We start from the raw sequence: 21,051 nt of genomic DNA, 5'->3' as shown, positions 1-21,051 counted from the left end.
AAGGAGTACCCGGCTGAAAGCAGCCTGGGTACTCCTTTTTTTGATATAGACTCTTTCAAAACTCCCTTTTTACAATCCGATCTCATCCAAACACTCAGCCTCGCACTCAATTCTCTCCCCCGTCAATGGATGAGGAAAGGCAATCCTTGCAGCGTGCAGAGCCTGGCGCTTAAATAGAGGCTTGCCTCCATATAAAGTATCGCCTGCCAATGGGTGTCCGATATGACTCATATGGACGCGGATCTGGTGGGTCCGCCCTGTATCCAGTTCCACTTCAGCAAGAGTCATATTTCCTCTGACTTCTAATACGTTATAATGAGTGACTGCGTTCTGACCGGAAGGAGAGACCCTTCTTCTTGTGTTGTGATGACGGTCGCGGCCGATTGGCTCGGAAATGGTGCCTTTCTTCTGCTTGAGCCTGCCGTGGAGGAGTGCCAGGTATGTTCTTTTCACTTTACGCTCGATAAGCAGCCGGTCGAGAATCGCTTTGCTTAATGGATGTTTGGCAAAAATGACTGTTCCGGAAGTGTCGCGGTCGAGCCTGTGTATATGCATCACCCGGCAGCTTTCGCCTCTTGTCTGAAAATGAAAAGCGATCAGGTTCGCAAGGGTATTCCTTTCACCAGTCTGGTTGGGATGGGTATCTATGCCGGCTGGTTTATTTACGACGATCAGATGATCATCTTCAAACAGGACATTCAATTCACCATAAGAAGGAGGGACATCATAATCCGTTTCTTTGAATAGGGCAATTTGGAGAAGATCACCGTGGGATAACGCCTTATCCCATGGAAAATACTCTCCGTTTACTTTAATATCCTTATCCATTCTCATGGAATGAATGAGTTTTTTGGGGGCCTGCCAATGATTCTTAAGGATGTGATCTATCGTTACATTTTTCCAATTCGCTGGTATCACCACTTGATAGAGTGAACCTTTTCTCATTGTTTTCATCAAAAAGCTCCTTTAAATGACAAAAATCTTATACATTAATGGGTATTTCGTACCATTTGAGCACCTGTTTTACCAAATTCATGGGTATAATTACCACACTTGAGGGTGCATATCTATGTTATTCTAAGTGTATCTATTACAGAGAGATTACAACCATTACAAAGGTGGGTTATTTGGTGAAGGTATTACTAGCTGCAACACATGAACAGGACAAAAAAATACAGGAATTAATCAGTCATATGTATTGTACTATTTTCCCCGATTATTTCACAGACGATGAGATTGAGCAATTTGAAGATATGGAAATCTTACATACGACGAATAGAAACTTTGAATATTGCGGTACATTGAAGGAAGCTTTCCAAGTGATCTCCAGTCTGCAGACGCTGATTTCGATTGTGGAATGCGGAGAGAGGGATGAGGTTTATGAGGATATGTTCTATCATAATGTTCAAATCCTGCAAGGGTTCGGACTCTTCTTCCCGCTGTCTTTTGATCAATTTACAGATGAATCGGATTGCAAACACTCGCTAAGCGTTTATTCAAAGGCTGCCAATCAGCTGTTAATTTAATGATTGTTTAGAAAATTGGATTAATACGTTTATCTTTGATCGGACGGGGAATATATCAAGTAATCAATTTTAATTTGAGGATACAGTGTATCTTCTCTTGAAATTCCTCCTCATTGATAGGGGCTGACGAATGATTCGTCGGCCCCTCTTTTTAATGACGAACAATTTCAGTGTAGACTCTTAATACCGCTAATGATTTCCGTGCAAGACTTCGCTTTCCGCGGGTAGCCCGTGAGCCTCCTCGGCAAGCCTGCGGGAAGAAAAGCGGAAGGGCTTTGTTTAGAGGCGGTTGGCATAAGACGAATCGGCCTGGAAGGCGCTCTTTGCCTTCTTGGTCGGTTTGGCTTATGACATGTGCCTCTAAGCCCTGGAGCTGGACAAGTCTCACATAAGCTACTCTTCCCGCAGGAGTCTTCGTCTTGCACTCCAATCAACCGCTGGGAAGCGCTAAATCTAAAGGTCCATTTTATCAAAATAAAAGCCCGAACTAATTAGGGAAATTAGTTCGGGTTTTACTTAGACTAAAACACTTTTGTCTCAGCCTCCTTATACATTCCAAGTTATTTCACATTCTCCTCAAAGAAGCTTCTGAATTCTTCTTCAGGCTGGCTTCCGACAACCCGGTCGACTTCTTCACCGTTTTTGAAGTGAACAAGGGTAGGGGTGGCTTCGATTTGATAGTCCGTCCAGCCCTGCTCGAATTCAAGCACATTGTACTGGACCATGTCCACTCCCATTTCTTCAGCAAGGGGAGCCAGGACAGGGGTCGTTTCTTTACAGTGAGGACAAGTGGAACTGTAGAAATACACAGTCACATCTTCTTTATTTTCAAGCTTCTTATCAAGTTCTTCCGGAAGGATGACATTTTGATAGTTGGGGTCGTCCAATAATTCTACGGTAGCAGGGTGAAGCTCGTCTTTTTTGAACTTATTTCCTTCTGCTTTTTGGCTGTTCTGCATGTTGGTAACGATGGCGATTGCCGCAAACAGTCCGATGACAACGGCTAAAAAGATAATGATTTTCTTCAACTTAATGGTCCTCCTTTAATGCTTTAAGCGTTAACAGACTTGCAATGAAGATGATAATGAATCCTGAAAGTGCCAGGAACGGAATCGTCATGAATCCCATCCAATTTATATATTCGCCTGTACACGGCACACGGCCGCATGACGGGGCGCTTTCGGATAGAAATGAGATCTTTTGTAGGGAATAATGATAAAGGGAGATAGCAAGTCCGATTCCGGATAAAATCAAAGAGTATAAAGCAACTTTGAAATCTTTACGGACATAAGCAACCCCCAGCAGGATGACCATGGGATACATCAGGATCCGCTGATACCAGCATAACTCGCATGGCTCATATTTCATCACTTCCGAAAAAAACAAGCTGCCCAGAGTAGCGATTAGTGAGGCTGCCCATCCAGTGAACAGGAGGGAATCTGCTTTTTTATTCATAATGAAATCCTTTCTTGACTTATTTTCTCTTACTATTATAAAGGTAAACCGTTCAAATCTGTTAAGAAAAGGTGATGGTTTTTCAACATTTTTTGTTCTGGCTATCATGCCCCATTGCTATATAGTATATATTAATGCATTTTTGAGCAAATCATCTGCGCCTTCCCAGGTTCAAAATGCTTCAAAAATGATTCTTTCTTTTGGTAAAATGATATAGATTACTAACCGAACTTTGTTTCTATGCACTCATGAACTTCGTTTCACAAGTGCATGATAAGGGTATAACAACAGCGTATAGAGGAGTGAATGATAGATGGCAGAAAAACTGGATTTATCTCAATTCGAGAAGAAAATGATCATACGTCCAATGGAACATAAGGACATCAAACATATAATCAGCATGCAGGAGGTCTGCTTTCCCGGTATGGAGCCTTGGAAGGTTGAACACCTGGAAAGTCATTTGGATGTGTTCCCGGAAGGCCAGCTGGTCGCAGAACTTGATGGAGATATTATCGCATCCTGTTCAAGTTTGATCATTAACTTTGACGAGTACGATGATCGTCATACCTGGGATGATGTCACGGACAACGGATACATAACCAACCACAATCCCGATGGCTATAACCTTTATGGGATCGAAGTGATGGTACACCCGGATTACCGCCGCATGAAGGTGGGGCATCGTCTGTATGAAGCCCGTAAAGATCTTGCACGCCAATGGAATTTAAAGAGTATCATCATCGGGGGAAGGATACCGAATTATTATAAACATTCAGATGAAATGTCACCGAGGGAATACGTGGATGCGGTAGGACGCCACAAAATTTATGACCCTGTTCTGTCCTTCCAATTACTGAACGGATTTACACTGATGCGTATAAATCCGAATTACCTGCCGGATGACAAACGGTCGCAAAAATATGCGACATTGATGGAATGGAACAATGTTGATTACCGTCCTTCAAGCAAGCGTCATTTCAAAACGAGTTACCCTGTCAGGATTTGCGTCGTGCAATATATGATGCGGAAGATCAACTCGTTTGAAGAATTTGCGAATCAGGTTGAATATTTTACAGATGTGGCATCTGATGCAAAATCTGATTTTGTTGTGTTCCCGGAGATTTTTACAACTCAGTTGATGTCATTCCTTAACATCAAATCACCAAGCCTTGCAGTGAGGAAGCTGACTGACTTTACAGAAGAATATATCGAACTCTTCACAGACTTGGCTGTCCGTTACAACGTCAATATCATTGGGGGATCCCACTTTGTAAAGGAAGAGGATGACGAAATCTATAATATCGCATACTTGTTCCGCCGGGATGGCACCATCGAGAAGCAATATAAGATTCATATCACGCCAAATGAACGGAAATGGTGGGGAATCAGCCCTGGCGATTCAGTCAGGGTGTTCGATACAGATTGCGGAAAGATTGCCATTCAAATCTGTTACGATATCGAATTTCCTGAGCTTGCACGCATTGCAACGGACAAAGGGGCAAAGATCATCTTTACCCCATTCTGTACGGAAGACCGACAAGGCTATCTGCGCGTCCGTTACTGTGCGCAGGCACGTGCGGTTGAAAACCAGATCTACACGGTCATTTCCGGTACTGTTGGAAATCTGCCGCAAACAGAGAACATGGATATCCAATACGCGCAATCGGGGATCTTTGCACCGTCTGACTTCGAATTTGCCCGCGATGGTATTGTCGGTGAAACAAACCCGAACATCGAGATGGTCATGATCGGGGATGTCGATTTAGAAGTGCTGCGCCGCCAGAGGCAATCAGGAACTGTTCGTCAGCTTAAAGACCGCCGCCATGACGTATATGGTGTAAACTATAAGAAATAGTACACATTGAAAGACTCAAGGAATCTGTCTTATTCCTTGGGTCTTTTTTTGTTTGCGGGGCGCATCATTTATCATGGAATGTTGAATAATTCGCAAACACCTGAAAAACAATAAACTAATCAGTAGAGTAGAAGGAGGGTCTATGATGGTCAACAAATTTATCCTATGGTTCATTCTTATTGCACCTTGGTTTTCACTGATATTTTTGAAAAAAGAAGTCATCAAGCGATTTATATCAGTTTCACTCCTTGCCTCGTTCATCATGCTCGTGTATAACCTCGTAGCCGAAAATCAGAACCATTGGGTCATACATGTTTCGATCATCCCTTCCTTGGAGCCTGCTTTTGTCTCTGGAGTTTTTGGCGCATTTCCTGTCATCACTTTGTGGATATTCCATTTCACTTTCGGACGTTTCTGGAGATATGCAGTGACAAATGTGATTGCAGATTTTATGTTTACCTTTTTTCCCATTCATTATTTTTTACAAGATGTTTTGGGGATTTATAAGCTGGTCAATATCACCCCGGTTGAAAGGTTCATTCTATTTGTTACATTTGCCATGATTCTTTATGGTTTTCAAGCATGGATGGATAAGGATCATGATGCCCTGCCGAGGTAACCCTCAAAGAATCAAAACAACTTAATACTTCCCCTCCCACTAATGAAATTATGCTAAAATAAGAACGGTTACATCGTGTCGGAATGTGACGGAAGGTTTTAAAAGGAATGCGGGTAACTATGATAGAATTAATTATTATACAGCATTAGGAGGGGATCGTTATGAGTTGGCAAACAGCTTGGAAAAAGTGGAGTGACTATGTACATATCGATCGTGAAATAAACGATCATTTATCTTCAATGAAGGATGATGAAAAAGCTTTGGAGGACGCTTTCTATAAAAACCTCGAATTCGGAACTGGCGGAATGAGAGGCGAAATCGGTCCTGGAACCAATCGCATGAACATATACACAGTTCGTAAAGCATCCGAGGGCTTGGCCCGTTATATTGAGAAAGAAGGGGATGAAGCTAAAAGGAGAGGTGTGGCAATCGCCTATGATTCCCGTCATAAATCTCCGGAGTTCGCAATGGAAGCAGCCAAAACACTTGCGACTCATGGCATTCAAACCTATGTATTCGATGAACTCGCCCCTACCCCGGAGCTGTCATTTGCTCTCCGGTATTTACACGCGTTCTCTGGTATTGTGGTGACAGCAAGTCATAACCCTCCTGAGTATAACGGATATAAAGTATACGGTGAAGATGGGGCACAGCTGCCCCCGCATATTGCAGACGCCGTAATCGATAAAGTGAATGAAGTGGAAAACGAACTTGAAATTGAAGTCAAATCCGAAGAGGAATTGAAATCACAAGGTTTGATCAAGATGATTGGAGAAGAGATCCACCAATCTTATCTTGATCACCTGATTTCGATTTCAGAAACGCCTCAAATCAGCAAAGAAGTAGAATTGAAAATTGTGTTCTCGCCTTTACACGGAACGGCTTTGAAAATGGCTGAAAGAGGATTGAAGGCCCTCGGTTATGAACAAGTCCATATTGTAAAAGAACAGGCAAAACCCGATCCAGAGTTTTCGACTGTAAAATCTCCGAATCCAGAGGATAAAGAAGCTTTCGAACTGGCAATCCGTGATGGTAAAGAAATGGATGCCGATATTTTAATTGCAACAGATCCAGATGCTGACCGCTTAGGGGTTGCCGTTAAAGGGGAAGACGGAGAGTATGTGCTTCTTACCGGAAACCAGACAGGTGCCGTGCTCATGAATTACATTCTTTCCCGGAAGCAGGAGAAAGACATGATTCCTGCTAACGGCCGTGTCTTCAAAACGATCGTTACCTCCGAGTTAGGAAGGAAAGTGGCCGAACATTACGGTGCTTCGGTTGAAGACGTCCTCACAGGCTTCAAGTTCATCGGTGAAAAAATCAAGAAGTATGAAGAATCAGGTGAATTTACATTCCTGTTCGGATATGAGGAAAGCTATGGCTATCTGATCGGAGACTTTGCACGTGATAAAGATGCGGTTCAAGCCGTATTAATGGCTGCAGAAGCGGCGGCTTATTATAAAGAGCAAGGCAAGACCCTGTATGATGTACTCAACGAATTATATGAGCTCCATGGCTATTACCAGGAAGGCTTAAAAAGCCTGACTCTGAAAGGGAAAGAAGGGGCAGAGCAGATTCAGGGGATCCTTAAGAAGTTCAGGGACGAGCCTCTTGACGAAGTGGCAGGTCTGAAAGTGGTGACAGCCGAAGATTATAAGACAGGCAAAAAAGTGGAACTCTCCACAGGAGAGGAAACTGCAATCACACTTCCGGCTTCGAATGTTTTAAAGTATTTCCTTGAAGACGGCTCATGGGTATGCCTCCGTCCATCAGGGACCGAGCCCAAAATTAAGTTCTACTTCAGCGTCATAGGTAAGACCCAGGAGGAAAGTGACAAGAAATTAGCTTCTCTGACTGAAGATTTAATGAACAAAGTAGAAAGCATCATCCAGTAAATTAAAGGTCCGTCCCTTATCATATGCAGTGAGGGACGGACTTCTCTTTTCAGGTAAATGATATGGATTAAATGAAGAGATGCTGGACAAATGAAAAAAGATAACACAGAAAAGGAGAATGAGGATGTTGAAAAATCAAGCAGCTATCATAACCGGGGCGACAAGAGGAATCGGACGTGAAATTGCACAGCAGTTTTCAAAAGAGAGCACGAAACTTTCATTGGTAGGGAGTTCTGAGGAAATACATAAAGCAGCTCAAGATTTGAAGGCGAGCGGCTTCGAACATGTGATCTCGATTCAAGCTGATGTGTCCAAAGAAGAGGACGTTCAAAAAGTGGTTGATGAAACCCTGTCTGCCTATGGAAAAATAGATATCCTCGTTAATAATGCGGGGGTAGGATTCTTTAAACCGACAGAAGAAGTGACGGCAGAAGAGTGGAAGAAAATCTTCGATGTGAATGTCCAAGGTGTTTTCCTATGTTCAAAAGCTGTACTGCCGCATATGAAAAAACAAAAATTCGGGACCATCATCACTATCTCTTCCGATGTCGCACGCTATACGATTCCTAACGGTTCGGCATATGTGGCGACCAAATATGCCGTGCAGGGATTCTGCGGTTCACTTGCACAGGAAGTAAGGGAGTATGGAATCAGGGTCGGCACGATTAATCCGGGAATGGTCGATACCTACTTTGCGGACTCCAAGCAGGGGCTTCCCGAAAAAGAGGACTGGCTGAAGGTAGAGGACATCGCTAAATCTGTCATATACATGGCTTCTGCTCCCAAGCATATGCTGATCGACGAAATCAAGATCCATCCGTTCGCGCAGGATTATCCAATAGCATAGATGTCTTTAGAGAGATGAGGGGACTCATCTCTTTTTTTGATTTGGACCCTATTATATGAGGGGTGAGGTGGAGAGAATGTACAAGTGTGTGTGGAATTTGTCGAAATTTGATGAATGGCAAATATATCGTGATTTTGGCAGATAAAATAAATAAATGGCAGATATATCATGATTTTGGCAAATAAAACGAAAAAGTAGAAGATATATCAAAAGAATGGCAGATATCCCCCCCTCAGCTCGTTTAAGTCTATATAAATAAAATGGACTTCACACATGACAGTCAATACTATCAGTGAAATCGGACAACGGCATCCCTCAATAAATCAGAAACTGAAAAGAACAAACGTTTTCAGTAAAAAGTCGTAGAAAAATTCCTTCTTTCTTAGAATATCGAATTGCGATCAAAACTGTATAATAATAATAAGAGACTAGAGAGGACGATGACAATGAATGAGGAGGCACTTTCAAATATCGAGCTTTTAAAAGAAATTGCCGAATTCCTGAATAACGAAACCGAGCAAAGTGATATGCTCCACGGTGCCTTGAAAAAATTAATCAAAGGCACAAGCTTTACGACCGGATGGATCTTTTTTATAGAAGAAGGAGGAAAGCATCAGTTGGCGTCTTATGAAGATCTGCCTGAATCCCTGGAAAACAACGGTTGTGAATTGATGCATAACGGCGGGTGCTGGTGCGTCAATCGTTTTCGCAAAGGGAAGCTGACGAAAGCCTCGAATATCATCGAATGCCAAAGAATAGAAAAAGCCATCGAAGAGGATAGGGGGGAAACCGATGATATCACCTATCACGCGACGGTCCCCTTACAATCCGGTGACGAGGCTTATGGATTGTTGAATGTAGCAGCTCCTCACAAAACCCATTTTTCCAAAGACGAATTGGCACTGCTGGAATCGGTCGCCTTTCAAATAGGCTCAGCGATAAAACGGATCGCCCTTACTAAGAAAGAACAGGAGATCGCCCTGCTTGCGGAAAGAAATAGGCTGGCAAGGGATCTTCATGACTCTGTAAATCAATTATTATTCTCTCTGACGCTGACAGCACGAGGCGGTGCAGAGATGACCTGTGAAGATGAAGTGAAGGAGACTTTTCAAACGGTGCAGACCCTCGCCCAGGAAGCATTATCCGAGATGCGTGCCCTTATCTGGCAGCTGCGGCCGCATGGTCTGGAAAATGGGTTGGTGGAAGCGGCGAAAGGCTATTCTGACATGCTGGGGCTGAAGCTCGAAGCAAGGGTGGAAGGAGTCATCTCCTTAAGCTCAAAAGTAGAAGAAGTACTCTGGAGGGTCAGTCAGGAAGCGCTGAATAACTGTAAAAAACATTCAGGAGTGAAGAATATCAGCTACCTCTTAAAAGACGATGGTAATAGGATCGCTCTTACAATTGAAGACAAGGGATATGGTTTTCAATATGATGAAGGTCAACTGCTGCCCTCCATCGGGATTGAAAGCATGAGGGAACGGGTTAAGAGCTTGGGAGGAACGTTTCATGTGAGAAGTGCACTTGGAAAAGGAACAAAATTAACGGTAAAGATACCTTATTAGGAGGACCGGTATGACGATTCGTATCTTGATTGCAGACGATCATCACGTAGTGAGAAGGGGTCTTGTTTTCTTTTTGAAAACGCAAAAGGACTTAGAAATCGTAGGTGAAGCGAAAAATGGTGCAGAAGCCGTTCAATTGGCGGATAGCTTGCAGCCTGACCTAATCTTGATGGACCTCATGATGCCGGTCAAGGATGGGATTGAAGCAACGAAAGAAATCAAAAAGAAGCATGGCAGCGGCATCCAGATTCTCATGCTGACGAGTTTTTCCGATCAAAACCATGTCATCCCGGCAATTGAAGCCGGGGCTGCGGGATATCAATTAAAGGATATTGAGCCGGATGAGCTGGTAGAGAGCATTCGAAAGCTGCTATCAGGAGAAAACTCCCTTCATCCAAAAGCAACCAATCATCTTTTGACGAGAATTTCTAAGCAAGATCCCCCACATAAAATCCATGCTCTTACAAAAAGGGAAAAAGATGTTTTGGTCGAGCTGACAAAAGGGAAGAGTAATAAAGAAATTGCATCAAGCTTGTTTATAACGGAAAAGACGGTCAAGACCCATATTTCGAACATATTCTTAAAGCTTGAAGTATCCGATCGAACTCAAGCGGCACTATATGCCGTGAAACATAATCTGGTTTGAAAACAGAAAGGACGTAGTAAAAAATGAACATCGTGGTTATAAATGGCAGCCCAAGAAAAAGGGGACGAACAGGCATTGCAGCGCGTTTCATCGCAAGAACGTATAATGCCGATTTGATTGATCTCAGTGATGGTACCCTGCCTCTTTATACAGGTGAACAGGAACAGGCTGAGCTTCATTCCGTACAGTCGCTCAAACAAAAAGTGAAGAATGCCGATGCGGTCATTTTAGCCTCCCCCGAATATCACAGCGGGATGAGCGGGGCATTGAAGAATGCACTGGATTTCTTGAGCAGCGAGCAATTCGCGCATAAACCGGTGGCTTTGCTAACATGTGCAGGTGGAGGGAAAGGCGGGATCAACTGTCTGAATAATCTTCGTATAGTGGCGAGGGGCGTTTATGCAAATGTCATTCCGAAGCAGCTGGTACTGGACCCTCACTGTTTTGATTACGACAATGATGGTTTGATGGAAGAACCGGCAAAATTGGTAGATGATATGGTACAGGAATTGAAAGTATATATAAAGGCAGCGGAGATTGTTAAGAATGAAACAACATCGAGATAATTAAATGTTTGGAAGCTGACGCTTGGTGTCGGTTTCTTTTTTTGTGCTGTGTCCTGTGTCTGGCAGGTTGTGAAAGTGACCTTTTGATGTCGATTCTTGTAGAATTGTCGGTAAACCACAAAGAATTGTCCGCATTTCCGGATTTTTGTCCGTAAATCGAATGAATCGTCCGCAACTCAAAATTTTTGCCCGCAAAATCCAAAAAATGTCCGATAAACATTTAATCCACCTCTTCACCATTAAGATGGTGATTTATACATAAAAGCCGACTGTATGCAAATACTAAAAGCTGATTCAACAGTAAAAACTGTTGAATCAGCACGGTTAGGTGGAATTCTCTTTTTACATTTCTGCAAATGTTTCCTCAAGTGGTTGCTCGACACTGAAGGTGTAATTTGCATGTTCTACATATCGCAGTAATGTGTATAGGTTGCGCTCGATAACGGCATAATCCTTTGAAAAGTGATAGGCGTGCAAGAATTGTTCAATTCTTTTCGAAAGAAGGTCATCTTTCGTCCTTACCATCAGAATGAGCAGGTTATCCCATTCCGATCGGTGGGTGTAGTACAAGGCCCTGTCATAGTCGACTTTGTTCACTTTTGTTTCCCTCCTTCTGAAGGGGGTAATCTTATTGTGTGAAGAAACTCAGCATTATTTTCTCTGAAAAACTTGGTACTCCTGCTTGTACTGACTTTCCTTCTATTGGGTGAATATTTTTTATTTATTACATCATCCTATGTAATGAGAAGACATAAGAGGTGATTAAATGAAAAAGTCAATGATGATGCTGGCAGCCGTATTTGTTCTTTTATTTTCAAGCAATGTTCATGCCCAGCAGCCGCAGCCTTCGGATTATGAGAAGTTCGGCCGCATAGCGACAGCTGTCATAAAGGAAGATTATCCTGGGCAGCCTTTAAAGGACTATAAGTATCAAGGACGTCAAAAGATAGACGAAAACAAGCTTGCGGATTCTTTTGAATTCACCGTTCAGGATAATAATGAAGAGAAGGTAGTCATTGTGAAAGTGGTACATGATCTTGAAAATGAGAAGACGTTGAATATTACTGTTGCAGAGAAGAAATGAATCATCATAGGACTGGCTTAGAATCGCATGATGCGAATTAAGTCAGTTTTTTGCTGTTTATTGAAGATTGAGTCCTTTTATTCGGCAATCGACTAACGGAAAAACGTGCACGCTAGTCAAGTAAAACATATCGGCAGACTAGGAAACCTTTTGTTATCTGTTTGTATAAATTTATTTATGGTGTTCACCGTCAGAATTGTTTGATAAAATAAAATCATTATGAAATGAGAGAGGAGCCTTCATCCAATGTGATATGTCTTTCACCTTAAATATAAATTGAATATTGGGAGGAAAAGACATGGCTTCTAAATCATTTCAGCATCTTTGGATCGGTCAGGCACTGGCGAATATGGGGGATATCTTTTACATCGTGGCATTGATTTCCCTGATTCATACGGTCACAGCTTCACCGGTATTTTTGACTGCAGTGCCGTTGGTGATTACATTTTCGAGATTCATCAGCAGTGTGATGGCACCTCTGTTATTGAATCGTTCACAAATGAAATCCTTGATAGCGTATTCCCAGCTCGCAAAGACATTGCTGCTTATTCTTTTTTTGGCGATTGTTTTATATTCAATAGGGAATGTATGGCTCTATTTAGCGCTCGCAAGTATGATATCCTTTTTGGACGGCTGGGCACTGCCGGCAAGAAACGCATATATACCCTTTATTGTGAAGCGTGAAGAATTGATGGGGGCGAATGGTTTTTTATCGACCGTCGACCAAACCATTCAATTCTCAAGCTGGGCTCTCGGCGGATTATTGCTCACATTAATGAATGAAAGCCTCTTATTCGTACTTGTCATTTTGCTGTTTCTTGCCAGCACGCTATATATGCTCAAACTTCCGGTCATCCCGGGCACCACTCTCCAGCAAAAGAAATACTGGTGGAAAGAATTTGGGGAAGGCTGGTCTGAAGTGAGGACCAATGAACGGCTGAGAAATATATTCTTTATCTACGGTTTGGAATCTGCAGCTGGAGCCGTTTGGATTGCTGCCGTTCTTTATCTTTATGTGGACCTGGTCCTGAATCGGAGTGAAGCTTGGTGGGGTTTTATCAACAGTAGCTTTTTCGTCGGTTTGGTGATTGCTTCTTATCTTGTGTTCAAACTTCACGGCTTTTTTTCACGGAGACGGGGCGTTTGGCTTCCGGTATGCATGATCATGACATCCATTGTAACACTGGTTTTTGCCTGGAACAAAGCGGCCCTCCTCGCACTGGTTCTATCTTTGATCTTCGGTGCATTCGATCAGATAAAAACCATCGTTTTGCAGACATATTTGCAGGAAAGTTCACCTCATGAAGAGATCGGGAAGATATATGCTGCGCAGGGGGCGTTGACTACTCTCTTATTTGGACTGTCATCTTTAGGGATGGGGATGCTCTTGGAATTCACGAGTGTACAAATCATTTTTTCCATTTCAGCAATCCTGCTGATGCTCACTCTGATTCCGATCCAGTCATTAAGAAAAGCTTAGATGTAAGGAAGGCTGTTTCATCAATTTTGATGGTACAGCCTTTTATTTTTTTGAACCTGGAATCGGAAAAAATCATCCCGGCAGAAACAGAGTCCTTTTCTTCTCATGAATCAGCTCTTCTTCTCATACATTGTGATAAGAGTAAAAAGAGGGGGATGACCATGAACCAAGAGGAACAAAAACAATTGCAGAAAGCGATTGGTGAAATCACTGAAATAGCTGCCGGATTCGGCCTCGACTTTTATCCGATGAGATATGAAATCTGTCCTGCTGACATTATTTATACATTTGGTGCCTATGGGATGCCGACTCGTTTCTCTCACTGGAGCTTTGGGAAGCAATTTCATAAAATGAAGCTTCAATATGACCTGGGACTCAGTAAAATTTATGAGCTTGTCATTAATTCAAATCCATGCTATGCATTTCTTTTGGATTCCAACTCATTGATACAAAATAAGTTGATTGTTGCGCACGTACTGGCGCATTGTGATTTCTTTAAAAATAATGTGAGATTTGATAATACAAAACGGGATATGGTGGAAAGCATGGCGGCGACAGCCGATCGTGTAAGAAGGTATGAAATCGAACATGGCAAGCGGGAAGTTGAAAACTTTCTCGATGCAGTTCTTGCGATCGATGAACATATCGATCCTTCCTTAATGAGGCCTAAGCTTTCATGGACGATGGAGGATGTGGAATGGGTGGAAGAAGAAGTGAATCCAGTCACTCCTTATGATGATTTATGGTCGCTTGATGATAAACCGAAAAAACGCAAAACCAAGAAAGTGAAAAAGAAGTTCCCGCCGCAGCCTGAAAAGGACCTGCTTCTATTCATCGAGCAATACAGCCGTGAACTGACAGACTGGCAAAGGGATATTCTGACAATGATGAGGGAAGAGATGCTGTATTTCTGGCCGCAGCTTGAAACCAAGATCATGAATGAAGGCTGGGCTTCCTATTGGCATCAGCGGATTATCCGTGAGATGGATCTGACAAGCGGTGAGGCGATTGAGTTTGCCAAACTGAATGCAGGCGTCGTACAGCCATCGCGTACAGGAATCAACCCATACTATTTGGGGTTGAAAATTTTTGAAGATATTGAAGAACGATATAATAACCCAACGGAAGAGATGAAGAAGCGGGGTGTGAAACCAGATTCGGGACGCGATAAAATGTTCGAAGTGCGGGAAATCGAATCAGACATCTCCTTTTTACGCAATTATTTAACGAAAGATCTTGTGATGAGGGAGGATATGTACCTCTTCCAGAAGCAAGGAAAGGATTATAAGATTGTTGATAAAGAATGGACCGCTGTACGTGATCAGCTTGTAAGCATGAGGGTCAATGGAGGTTTCCCATATATTACGGTGAATGACGGTGACTATATGAAGAGCGGGGAACTTTATCTTAAACATTGGTACGAAGATGTGGAGCTTGATATTAAGTATTTGGAAAAAGTGCTGCCGTACGTTCACCGTCTCTGGGGCAGACCGGTTCATATCGAAACACATGTGGAAAACCGCGATATGCTGTTTACGTATGATGGACGGAGTGTGCAGAGAAAGTATCTATAAGCCAGAGGATAACCGATTTCTATTTGAAGGAATCGGTTTTTTTCTATTACTTCAAAAAAAGCACCACAGTTTTTCCTGTTCTAAATGACGTGGACAGGCTTATATATAGTAGTAAACAAGTTATGGGGTGAGGGGGAACTCAATATGGCGGATGTTGAAGTATTCATAGGCGACCTTACAGATCAGACATTTCATTATGAGGGGGGCGACTGGAATCATAATTATCCTAAAAGGATAAGTGAATTTTTCCCAAAAGGATATGATTTGTTTTTTTCGGTGTTAGATGACATTTACTATAATCGTATCGAAGGAAGGCAGACGGATTGGGGAAGTCATACATGCCCCATGTATCCTGATGAGATCCTCTCGCTGCTTGAGGACTACTATAAAAGGGATATGGGAGACATTAAGGTGCAGGAGCTCTTCCAGTTTGTAAAGCAGTTAGATCCATATCAGCAATACGGTTTGGTCGCATGCGAGATGACATAGGTATATCAACGGAAGAACAAGCCGCTGGGCTTGTTCTTTTTAACTGCATTCAAGGGTAAGGTCAACCGGCCTTCATTCTCCGATCAGGCTCCGGAAATCGTGTGTCCAGAATGCGGGTAAACGAAAGAAATGTATTCTGAAAAATCGGGCTCTGGATGAAAGTATAAATAAATGTAAAAATAAAGACCGGGCCGCCAAGCAGTAGTCCCAACAGTAATACACAGCATTCACATATGATTCTTACTGAGCTGATTGAGAGACCTGTCCTGTCTGATATCGTCAGCATGAACCCATCACGAGGTCCCGTCCCCAGGTGGGCCGCAGAGTATAATCCCCCGCCAATCCCCATCAAGACAATGGCAGCAAGAAGCAGGAGTACATCACCGACTAATTTCGTTTGAGGAGGAAGCAGGTTGAAGTGAAGAAAAAAATCTACAAGGACACCAACCATAATTCCATTGATGATTGTACCCACGCGGACATATTTACCCTTCAATAGAAGTGTACCCACTATCATCGCGGCTCCAATGATGATATTCCATGTTCCGATGGTCAGCCCGATTTTTTCGAACAAGGCGATATTCAACACATCCCACGGGTGAATGCCTAAATACTGCACCTTGATCGACAGGCTGATGCCATAACTGAAAATGAGTAATCCGATGATAAAATAGCCCAATTGCCAATAGATTTTCATAGCTTCTCCTTTTCCTTAATACTAATTTTCACTATACAATATTTTACAATAAAAACACGTATGTAGAAACGGACAGTTTTCCTAATTTTATTATTTGTGGCTGGTTGAACGAAAAAATCGGATCAGGATCCTGATCCGATTCTCATGTGTTTTTGGTGGGTCTTTTAGCCCCTTGCTTACTGTGCCGTATACCCGCCATCTAAAACGACAGCCTGACCTGTGACACCTTTCGCCTTATCGCTTGCGAGAAACATTGAATAATCAGCGATTTCCTCTACTGATAGCAATCTTTTTTGCGGTACGAGCGGATAAATGACATCTTCCAGCACTTTTTCCAGAGGTACTCCTCTTGTTGTGGAGATGTCCTGAAGCTGGTTCCGGACTAGAGGTGTGTCCACATAGCCAGGGCACATTGCATTAACCGTGATGCCGTGTTCTGCTCCTTCAAGTGCAGACACCTTTGTCAGTCCGATAACACCGTGTTTTGCACTGTTATAGGCAGCTTTCCCGGCGAATCCGATCAGACCGTTGATGGAAGCCATATTGATAATACGCCCGAATTTTTGCTTCTTCATATGAGGAAAAGCAAACTTAGTCGCGATGAATGGGGCAGTCAGCATGATTTTAATGAGCAGCTCAAATTTCTCAATGGGAAATTCTTCGATGGGAGCCACATGCTGGATTCCTGCATTATTGATCAATACATCGATTCTTCCATAATGCTCGACAGTTTTATCGATCCCTGCTTTGACTTCATCTTCATTCGTAACATCACACTTGATACCAATAGCATCGAACCCTCTGTCTTTTAAATCATCAACGGCTTCATCAAGTCCTTCCTGATTAATATCAGATAATACAACCTTAGCGCCGTTTTGCGCAAAATGTTCCCCGATCTCAAATCCGATGCCGCGTGCAGCCCCGGTGATAAATACCACTTTTTCATTTACCATGATGAATGAACCTCCAATATTTTTTAAATAGATTTTTAATTTTGTCTGTTTCTAAAAGGTTTTTTCGCAGTGATAAAAGTGTGTGGCTCAAGCTGACTAGCCACAAAACGTTCTATTTACATTACCTATTTTTTATAAACCAACATTAAAAACCAAATTAATAAATTCCCATATTCGCTAAAATGATGGAAACGATTTCAGCCACTGTCGGAATCAATAAACCGACGACTGCGACATCGAGGTATGAGTCTTTATGGGTTAGACCTGTAACAGCAAACAGTGTCAGCAGTGCCCCATTATGAGGCAGGATGGATGCACCGGATGAGATGGAAGCGATTCTGTGAAATGCTTCTGCACTGATTCCGGATGTTTGGGACAGTTCATAATATTTATCGCCCAATGCCTCGAGTGCAATGCCCATTCCTCCCGATGCCGAGCCGGTAATCGCAGCCAATACCTGAACGGCAATGGCTTCTGAAATAACCGGGTTTCCTTTGATGCCAAGAATCAGATTAGTCAGCGTTTTAAAACCCGGAGCTGCAGTTACGACAGCACCGAATCCTACAGCGGCACTTGTATTGATGACCGCCATGACAGAACCTTTGGCACCTCCGTTTATGGACGAGATGAACTTCTTGAAATGCTTGAAATTTATCAAGAGTATGGAAAGGATACCTACCAAGAGAGAAGTTAAAATATTCCAGTCGAATACATTCAATGTAACTACCACGATCACTAAAGGTAAAAAGGACAAATAGAAATTAGGCAGCTCATCTTTGTTTATTTCCTTTACTTCGTTGCCCTCGTTAGGCTCGGTGAATGTATCCCCTTTTTTTGTGAACATGCTTTGACGCCATCTTAAATAAAAATATCCACCTGCCGCCATGATCAATCCGCCGACAATCCCGATGATAGGTGCGGCAGTCGGAGACGTCTTAAAATAATCCATCGGTATCAAGTTCTGGATTTGAGGCGTACCGGGAATGGCGGTCATCGTGAAAGTGAATGCACCAAGTACAAATACTGGTGGAAGCAGTTTTCGTGTAATATCCGCTTCCCTGAACATTGCGATGGCCAATGGATAGATTGCAAAGACCACCACGAACAGGCTTACACCTCCGTATGTCAAAACGGATGCTGCAATGAGAACACCAAGAATGGCACGGTCCTTTCCAATGATACTCGTAATTTTATAGGCAACCGATTGTGCAGCCCCAACATCCTCCATAAGTTTTCCGAAAATCGCCCCGAAAAGAAATACTGGAAACCATTTCTTGGCGAAATCCACAAAGCCGGTCATATAGGTCTCTGTATACGCAGGCAGCAGATCAAGTCCACTCATGAGGGCAACCAATCCTGCTACCAAAGGAGCAATCCATATAATGGACCAGCCTAAGTAAGCTAATAACATAAGAAGGAGTAATCCAACAATAATGCTAGTCATAATTCACCTCTGATTATTCATTTGCTATTATTCTTCCTATAGCTCAAGGCTTTATGTGAATTTTGGTGAAAAAATAAAAGTCAAGAAATAGTAAAAAATTATCAAGAATATATACTTGAATTTCGTTTTGATTGGATTTATCCTTTATTAAGAATTAAACTGTTACCTTTTTCCCGTTGAATCATGGTAAGGTATAAATAATGTAATCCGTATCTTTAAACCATTAGATAATACCTTACATAGATGGAATGTTAACAGACATAATAAATAACCTTCTTGTCTGATGACGGGTTCAAATGTACAAGGAATAGAGGGAAATCGGAATAGTCGGAAAGGAGAAAGATTATGGCAGACGTATTTAATCAGGAGTTTGTTGTAGCTATCATCATAGCATTTTCTGCTTATATTATTTTAAGAGGAATAGCTATTTTCTTTGGCAAAGCAGGAAAAGGCTATCTGGAGAATATTGAAACGCCAAGAAAAGTGTATTTACAAATGATTGGTGTTTATTATGTAGTATCAGGCGGGTTGGGACTTTTGATTCCAAGACTTGAGTGGAAAACGGAAGACATCTATTTTGCCATTGCGTACTTTGCAATCATTTCGGTTGTTTTCTGGGCAGGCCTTGATTTCTTTATAAAGCGTGACAAGAAAAAGCAGCTTCAGCAGAATTAAGAGAAAGCCCAGGTTTGCGAACCTGGGCATTTTTATTGAGCCCGGGAAAAGGTTTTAGTCCAGAAAAACCAGAACGAACTCGTACCCGAGATTCCAACTCCATGAGGTTTATTCAAATGTACTCTCTGATATTTTCAGCTTTTTCCAGCGGTTGATTGGAGTGCAAGGCGAAGACTCCTGCGGGAAAAGTAGCTAATTAGAAAAGCGGAAGGGCTTTGCTCAGAGGCGGGTGGCATAAGACGAATCGGCCTGGAAGGCAGCTCTTTGCCTTCTTGGTCGGTTTGGCTTATGACATGTGCCTCTAAGCCCTGCAGCTAGACATGTGAGACCCCGCAGGAGCGAATGCGACGACGAGCTACCCGCGGAAAGCGAAGTCTTGCACGGAAATCAATAGCGGTATTAAAAACCTACGCTGGAATAAAAGCAGCCTAATACCCTCAAGTAAATGTTGGAAAAAAACAATCGGTTGGTTTAACACGATCTCTCATTGGGGTATATCCCCAAGTGGAGGGATGAAAAATGCTGCACCAAGAAAGTAAACCAAACAATGTAAATTCACCTGAAAATAAAAAAGACTTTTATATTCAACAACTATTGAGAATAGGTGTTTATAAATATTTCGGCAAACAGCTTTATGAATTATCGATGAGCGAACTTCAGGAAGTATACATTGAGTATTATGTAAGCAAAAATGATCTGATAAGTTAAAAAGACGAACCTTTTGTGAAGGATCGTCTTTTTTTATGCTATTTCTTATGGAACATCATGACCCATAGAGCTTTGCAGGATCTCAAACCACTGATCATGATTTAATTCGATGGCTAACGAATCGATTGCTCTTTGAATACGTTCTTTTTTCCCTGAACCTACGATCGGCATGATACCAGCAGGATGATTCAATAGCCATGCATAAAGAATGGAATCAATTCCTTTTGCATCGGTCTCACCCTGTATTTTCTTCAGTGTTTCACGCAGGCGGACGGCTTTCTCATCTTGACCGGAGAAGATGTTTCCACCTGCAAGCGGAGACCAAGCCATTGGTGCCACTCTTTTTTCCTGACAGAGATTCAGTGTGCCATCTTCAACATTTTCAAGCTGGTAAGCGGATAATTCAATCTGGTTGGTCACTAATGGAAATGGCAGGTAGGATTGCAGCATGTTCCATTGATGTTCCTTAAAATTGGATACCCCGAAATGGCGGACCTTTCCTTGTTCCTTCAGCTGGGTAAAGGCTTCTGCAACTTCTTGACCATCCATGAACGGGTCTGGGCGGTGAATGAGCAGTACATCAATGTAATCAGTGCGCAGATTCTTTAATGATTGTTCCACTGACGACAATATATGCTTTTTACTCGTATTGTAATGATGCGTTTTATTCTGTGGACGGTTTTTCGATGGAAGTACGATGCCGCATTTTGTAACAATCTCCATCTCTTGTCTTAGAGAAGGTTTCAGAGAAAGGGCCTCCCCGAAGATCTCTTCACAAGTGTAAGATCCATAAATATCTGCATGGTCAAATGTAGTAATGCCGTTTTCAAGGTTGTATTCAATCAATGACAAAGTCTCTTCCTTTGATTGATTCCATTCTGAAAGTCTCCATAATCCATGTATGATACGGGAAAATGATAATTCTTCATTCATTGTGATTCTTTCCATATGTATACCCCATTTCCTGTCAGTATGC

Annotated in this window: 22 protein-coding genes; 14 read left to right on the top strand and 8 right to left on the bottom strand. The window is 42.4% G+C overall.

Annotation, left to right across the window (positions count from 1 at the left end):
- Positions 1 to 69 precede the first annotated feature (69 nt).
- Positions 70 to 954 carry an RluA family pseudouridine synthase gene (locus ACXAFV_RS21265; RefSeq protein ID WP_475129423.1) on the bottom strand — a complete coding sequence of 295 codons (885 nt, stop codon included), beginning with the start codon at positions 952 to 954 and terminating at the stop codon, positions 70 to 72.
- 176 nt (positions 955 to 1,130) lie between these two features.
- On the opposite strand from ACXAFV_RS21265, the gene ACXAFV_RS21260 reads away from it, so the two are divergent.
- A complete protein-coding gene (locus ACXAFV_RS21260) occupies positions 1,131 to 1,526 on the top strand; it encodes a YhcU family protein (RefSeq protein ID WP_475129421.1) in 396 nt (131 codons plus the stop codon).
- Between the two features lie 560 nt (positions 1,527 to 2,086).
- Here ACXAFV_RS21260 and ACXAFV_RS21255 read toward each other — a convergent pair.
- Together ACXAFV_RS21255 and ACXAFV_RS21250 are read right to left on the bottom strand one after the other, a co-directional pair.
- Positions 2,087 to 2,554: a thioredoxin family protein gene (locus tag ACXAFV_RS21255; protein ID WP_475129419.1), complete on the bottom strand. Its 468-nt coding sequence runs from the start codon at positions 2,552 to 2,554 to the stop codon at positions 2,087 to 2,089.
- 1 nt (position 2,555) lies between these two features.
- On the bottom strand, positions 2,556 to 2,981 hold the full coding sequence (locus tag ACXAFV_RS21250; RefSeq protein WP_475129416.1) for a disulfide oxidoreductase: 426 nt from the start codon (positions 2,979 to 2,981) through the stop codon (positions 2,556 to 2,558).
- Between the two features lie 313 nt (positions 2,982 to 3,294).
- On the opposite strand from ACXAFV_RS21250, the gene ACXAFV_RS21245 reads away from it, so the two are divergent.
- The 7 genes from ACXAFV_RS21245 (at position 3,295) to ACXAFV_RS21215 (ending at position 10,971) form a co-directional block, all read left to right on the top strand.
- On the top strand, positions 3,295 to 4,836 hold the full coding sequence (locus tag ACXAFV_RS21245) for a GNAT family N-acetyltransferase (RefSeq protein ID WP_475129414.1): 1,542 nt from the start codon (positions 3,295 to 3,297) through the stop codon (positions 4,834 to 4,836).
- Positions 4,837 to 4,981: 145 nt separating this feature from the next.
- Positions 4,982 to 5,455, top strand: a complete 474-nt coding sequence (locus ACXAFV_RS21240; protein ID WP_475129412.1) for a hypothetical protein — start codon at positions 4,982 to 4,984, stop codon at positions 5,453 to 5,455.
- A 161-nt stretch (positions 5,456 to 5,616) separates the two neighbouring features.
- Entirely contained in the window at positions 5,617 to 7,350 is a 1,734-nt protein-coding gene (locus tag ACXAFV_RS21235; RefSeq protein ID WP_475129410.1) for a phospho-sugar mutase, read from the top strand.
- Positions 7,351 to 7,474: 124 nt separating this feature from the next.
- Positions 7,475 to 8,197, top strand: a complete 723-nt coding sequence (locus ACXAFV_RS21230) for an SDR family oxidoreductase (RefSeq protein ID WP_475129409.1) — start codon at positions 7,475 to 7,477, stop codon at positions 8,195 to 8,197.
- A gap of 446 nt (positions 8,198 to 8,643) precedes the next feature.
- A complete protein-coding gene (locus tag ACXAFV_RS21225) occupies positions 8,644 to 9,759 on the top strand; it encodes a GAF domain-containing sensor histidine kinase (RefSeq protein WP_475129407.1) in 1,116 nt (371 codons plus the stop codon).
- Between the two features lie 10 nt (positions 9,760 to 9,769).
- Positions 9,770 to 10,405, top strand: a complete 636-nt coding sequence (locus ACXAFV_RS21220) for a response regulator (protein ID WP_475129405.1) — start codon at positions 9,770 to 9,772, stop codon at positions 10,403 to 10,405.
- Positions 10,406 to 10,428: 23 nt separating this feature from the next.
- Positions 10,429 to 10,971, top strand: coding sequence for an NADPH-dependent FMN reductase (locus ACXAFV_RS21215; RefSeq protein ID WP_475129403.1), 543 nt, complete (start codon positions 10,429 to 10,431; stop codon positions 10,969 to 10,971).
- A gap of 342 nt (positions 10,972 to 11,313) precedes the next feature.
- Here the strand turns inward: ACXAFV_RS21215 and ACXAFV_RS21210 are convergent, their stop codons facing one another.
- Entirely contained in the window at positions 11,314 to 11,568 is a 255-nt protein-coding gene (locus ACXAFV_RS21210) for a YhdB family protein (protein WP_475129401.1), read from the bottom strand.
- A 169-nt stretch (positions 11,569 to 11,737) separates the two neighbouring features.
- On the opposite strand from ACXAFV_RS21210, the gene ACXAFV_RS21205 reads away from it, so the two are divergent.
- The 4 genes from ACXAFV_RS21205 (at position 11,738) to ACXAFV_RS21190 (ending at position 15,598) form a co-directional block, all read left to right on the top strand.
- Positions 11,738 to 12,055 (top strand): DUF3889 domain-containing protein, encoded by a 318-nt coding sequence (locus ACXAFV_RS21205; protein WP_475129399.1) that lies wholly within the window; start codon positions 11,738 to 11,740, stop codon positions 12,053 to 12,055.
- 298 nt (positions 12,056 to 12,353) lie between these two features.
- Complete coding sequence (locus tag ACXAFV_RS21200) at positions 12,354 to 13,535, top strand: MFS transporter (protein ID WP_475129397.1); 1,182 nt, start codon at positions 12,354 to 12,356, stop codon at positions 13,533 to 13,535.
- Between the two features lie 161 nt (positions 13,536 to 13,696).
- The gene (locus tag ACXAFV_RS21195; RefSeq protein ID WP_475129395.1) at positions 13,697 to 15,109 is read left to right on the top strand and encodes a SpoVR family protein; all 1,413 of its coding nucleotides are present in this window, start codon (positions 13,697 to 13,699) and stop codon (positions 15,107 to 15,109) included.
- A gap of 144 nt (positions 15,110 to 15,253) precedes the next feature.
- On the top strand, positions 15,254 to 15,598 hold the full coding sequence (locus ACXAFV_RS21190; RefSeq protein ID WP_475129393.1) for a hypothetical protein: 345 nt from the start codon (positions 15,254 to 15,256) through the stop codon (positions 15,596 to 15,598).
- A 61-nt stretch (positions 15,599 to 15,659) separates the two neighbouring features.
- Here the strand turns inward: ACXAFV_RS21190 and ACXAFV_RS21185 are convergent, their stop codons facing one another.
- The 3 genes from ACXAFV_RS21185 to ACXAFV_RS21175 all read right to left on the bottom strand — a co-directional run bounded on the left by ACXAFV_RS21185 (position 15,660) and on the right by ACXAFV_RS21175 (position 18,692).
- The gene (locus tag ACXAFV_RS21185) at positions 15,660 to 16,295 is read right to left on the bottom strand and encodes a YczE/YyaS/YitT family protein (protein WP_475129391.1); all 636 of its coding nucleotides are present in this window, start codon (positions 16,293 to 16,295) and stop codon (positions 15,660 to 15,662) included.
- Positions 16,296 to 16,471: 176 nt separating this feature from the next.
- Positions 16,472 to 17,248: a 3-hydroxybutyrate dehydrogenase gene (locus ACXAFV_RS21180; RefSeq protein WP_475129389.1), complete on the bottom strand. Its 777-nt coding sequence runs from the start codon at positions 17,246 to 17,248 to the stop codon at positions 16,472 to 16,474.
- Positions 17,249 to 17,405: 157 nt separating this feature from the next.
- Complete coding sequence (locus ACXAFV_RS21175; RefSeq protein WP_475129387.1) at positions 17,406 to 18,692, bottom strand: GntP family permease; 1,287 nt, start codon at positions 18,690 to 18,692, stop codon at positions 17,406 to 17,408.
- 345 nt (positions 18,693 to 19,037) lie between these two features.
- On the opposite strand from ACXAFV_RS21175, the gene ACXAFV_RS21170 reads away from it, so the two are divergent.
- Complete coding sequence (locus ACXAFV_RS21170) at positions 19,038 to 19,367, top strand: hypothetical protein (protein ID WP_475129386.1); 330 nt, start codon at positions 19,038 to 19,040, stop codon at positions 19,365 to 19,367.
- Positions 19,368 to 19,886: 519 nt separating this feature from the next.
- On the top strand, positions 19,887 to 20,075 hold the full coding sequence (locus ACXAFV_RS21165) for a Fur-regulated basic protein FbpA (protein ID WP_475129384.1): 189 nt from the start codon (positions 19,887 to 19,889) through the stop codon (positions 20,073 to 20,075).
- Positions 20,076 to 20,120: 45 nt separating this feature from the next.
- On the opposite strand, the gene ACXAFV_RS21160 is transcribed toward ACXAFV_RS21165, so the two are convergent.
- Complete coding sequence (locus tag ACXAFV_RS21160) at positions 20,121 to 21,023, bottom strand: aldo/keto reductase (RefSeq protein WP_475129382.1); 903 nt, start codon at positions 21,021 to 21,023, stop codon at positions 20,121 to 20,123.
- Positions 21,024 to 21,051: the final 28 nt, after the last annotated feature.

Source organism: Rossellomorea sp. ABR4_012 (genome assembly GCF_056159545.1).
Note: the sequence above shows the minus strand (reverse complement) of the source record. Positions and strands in the feature narration are given on the sequence as shown.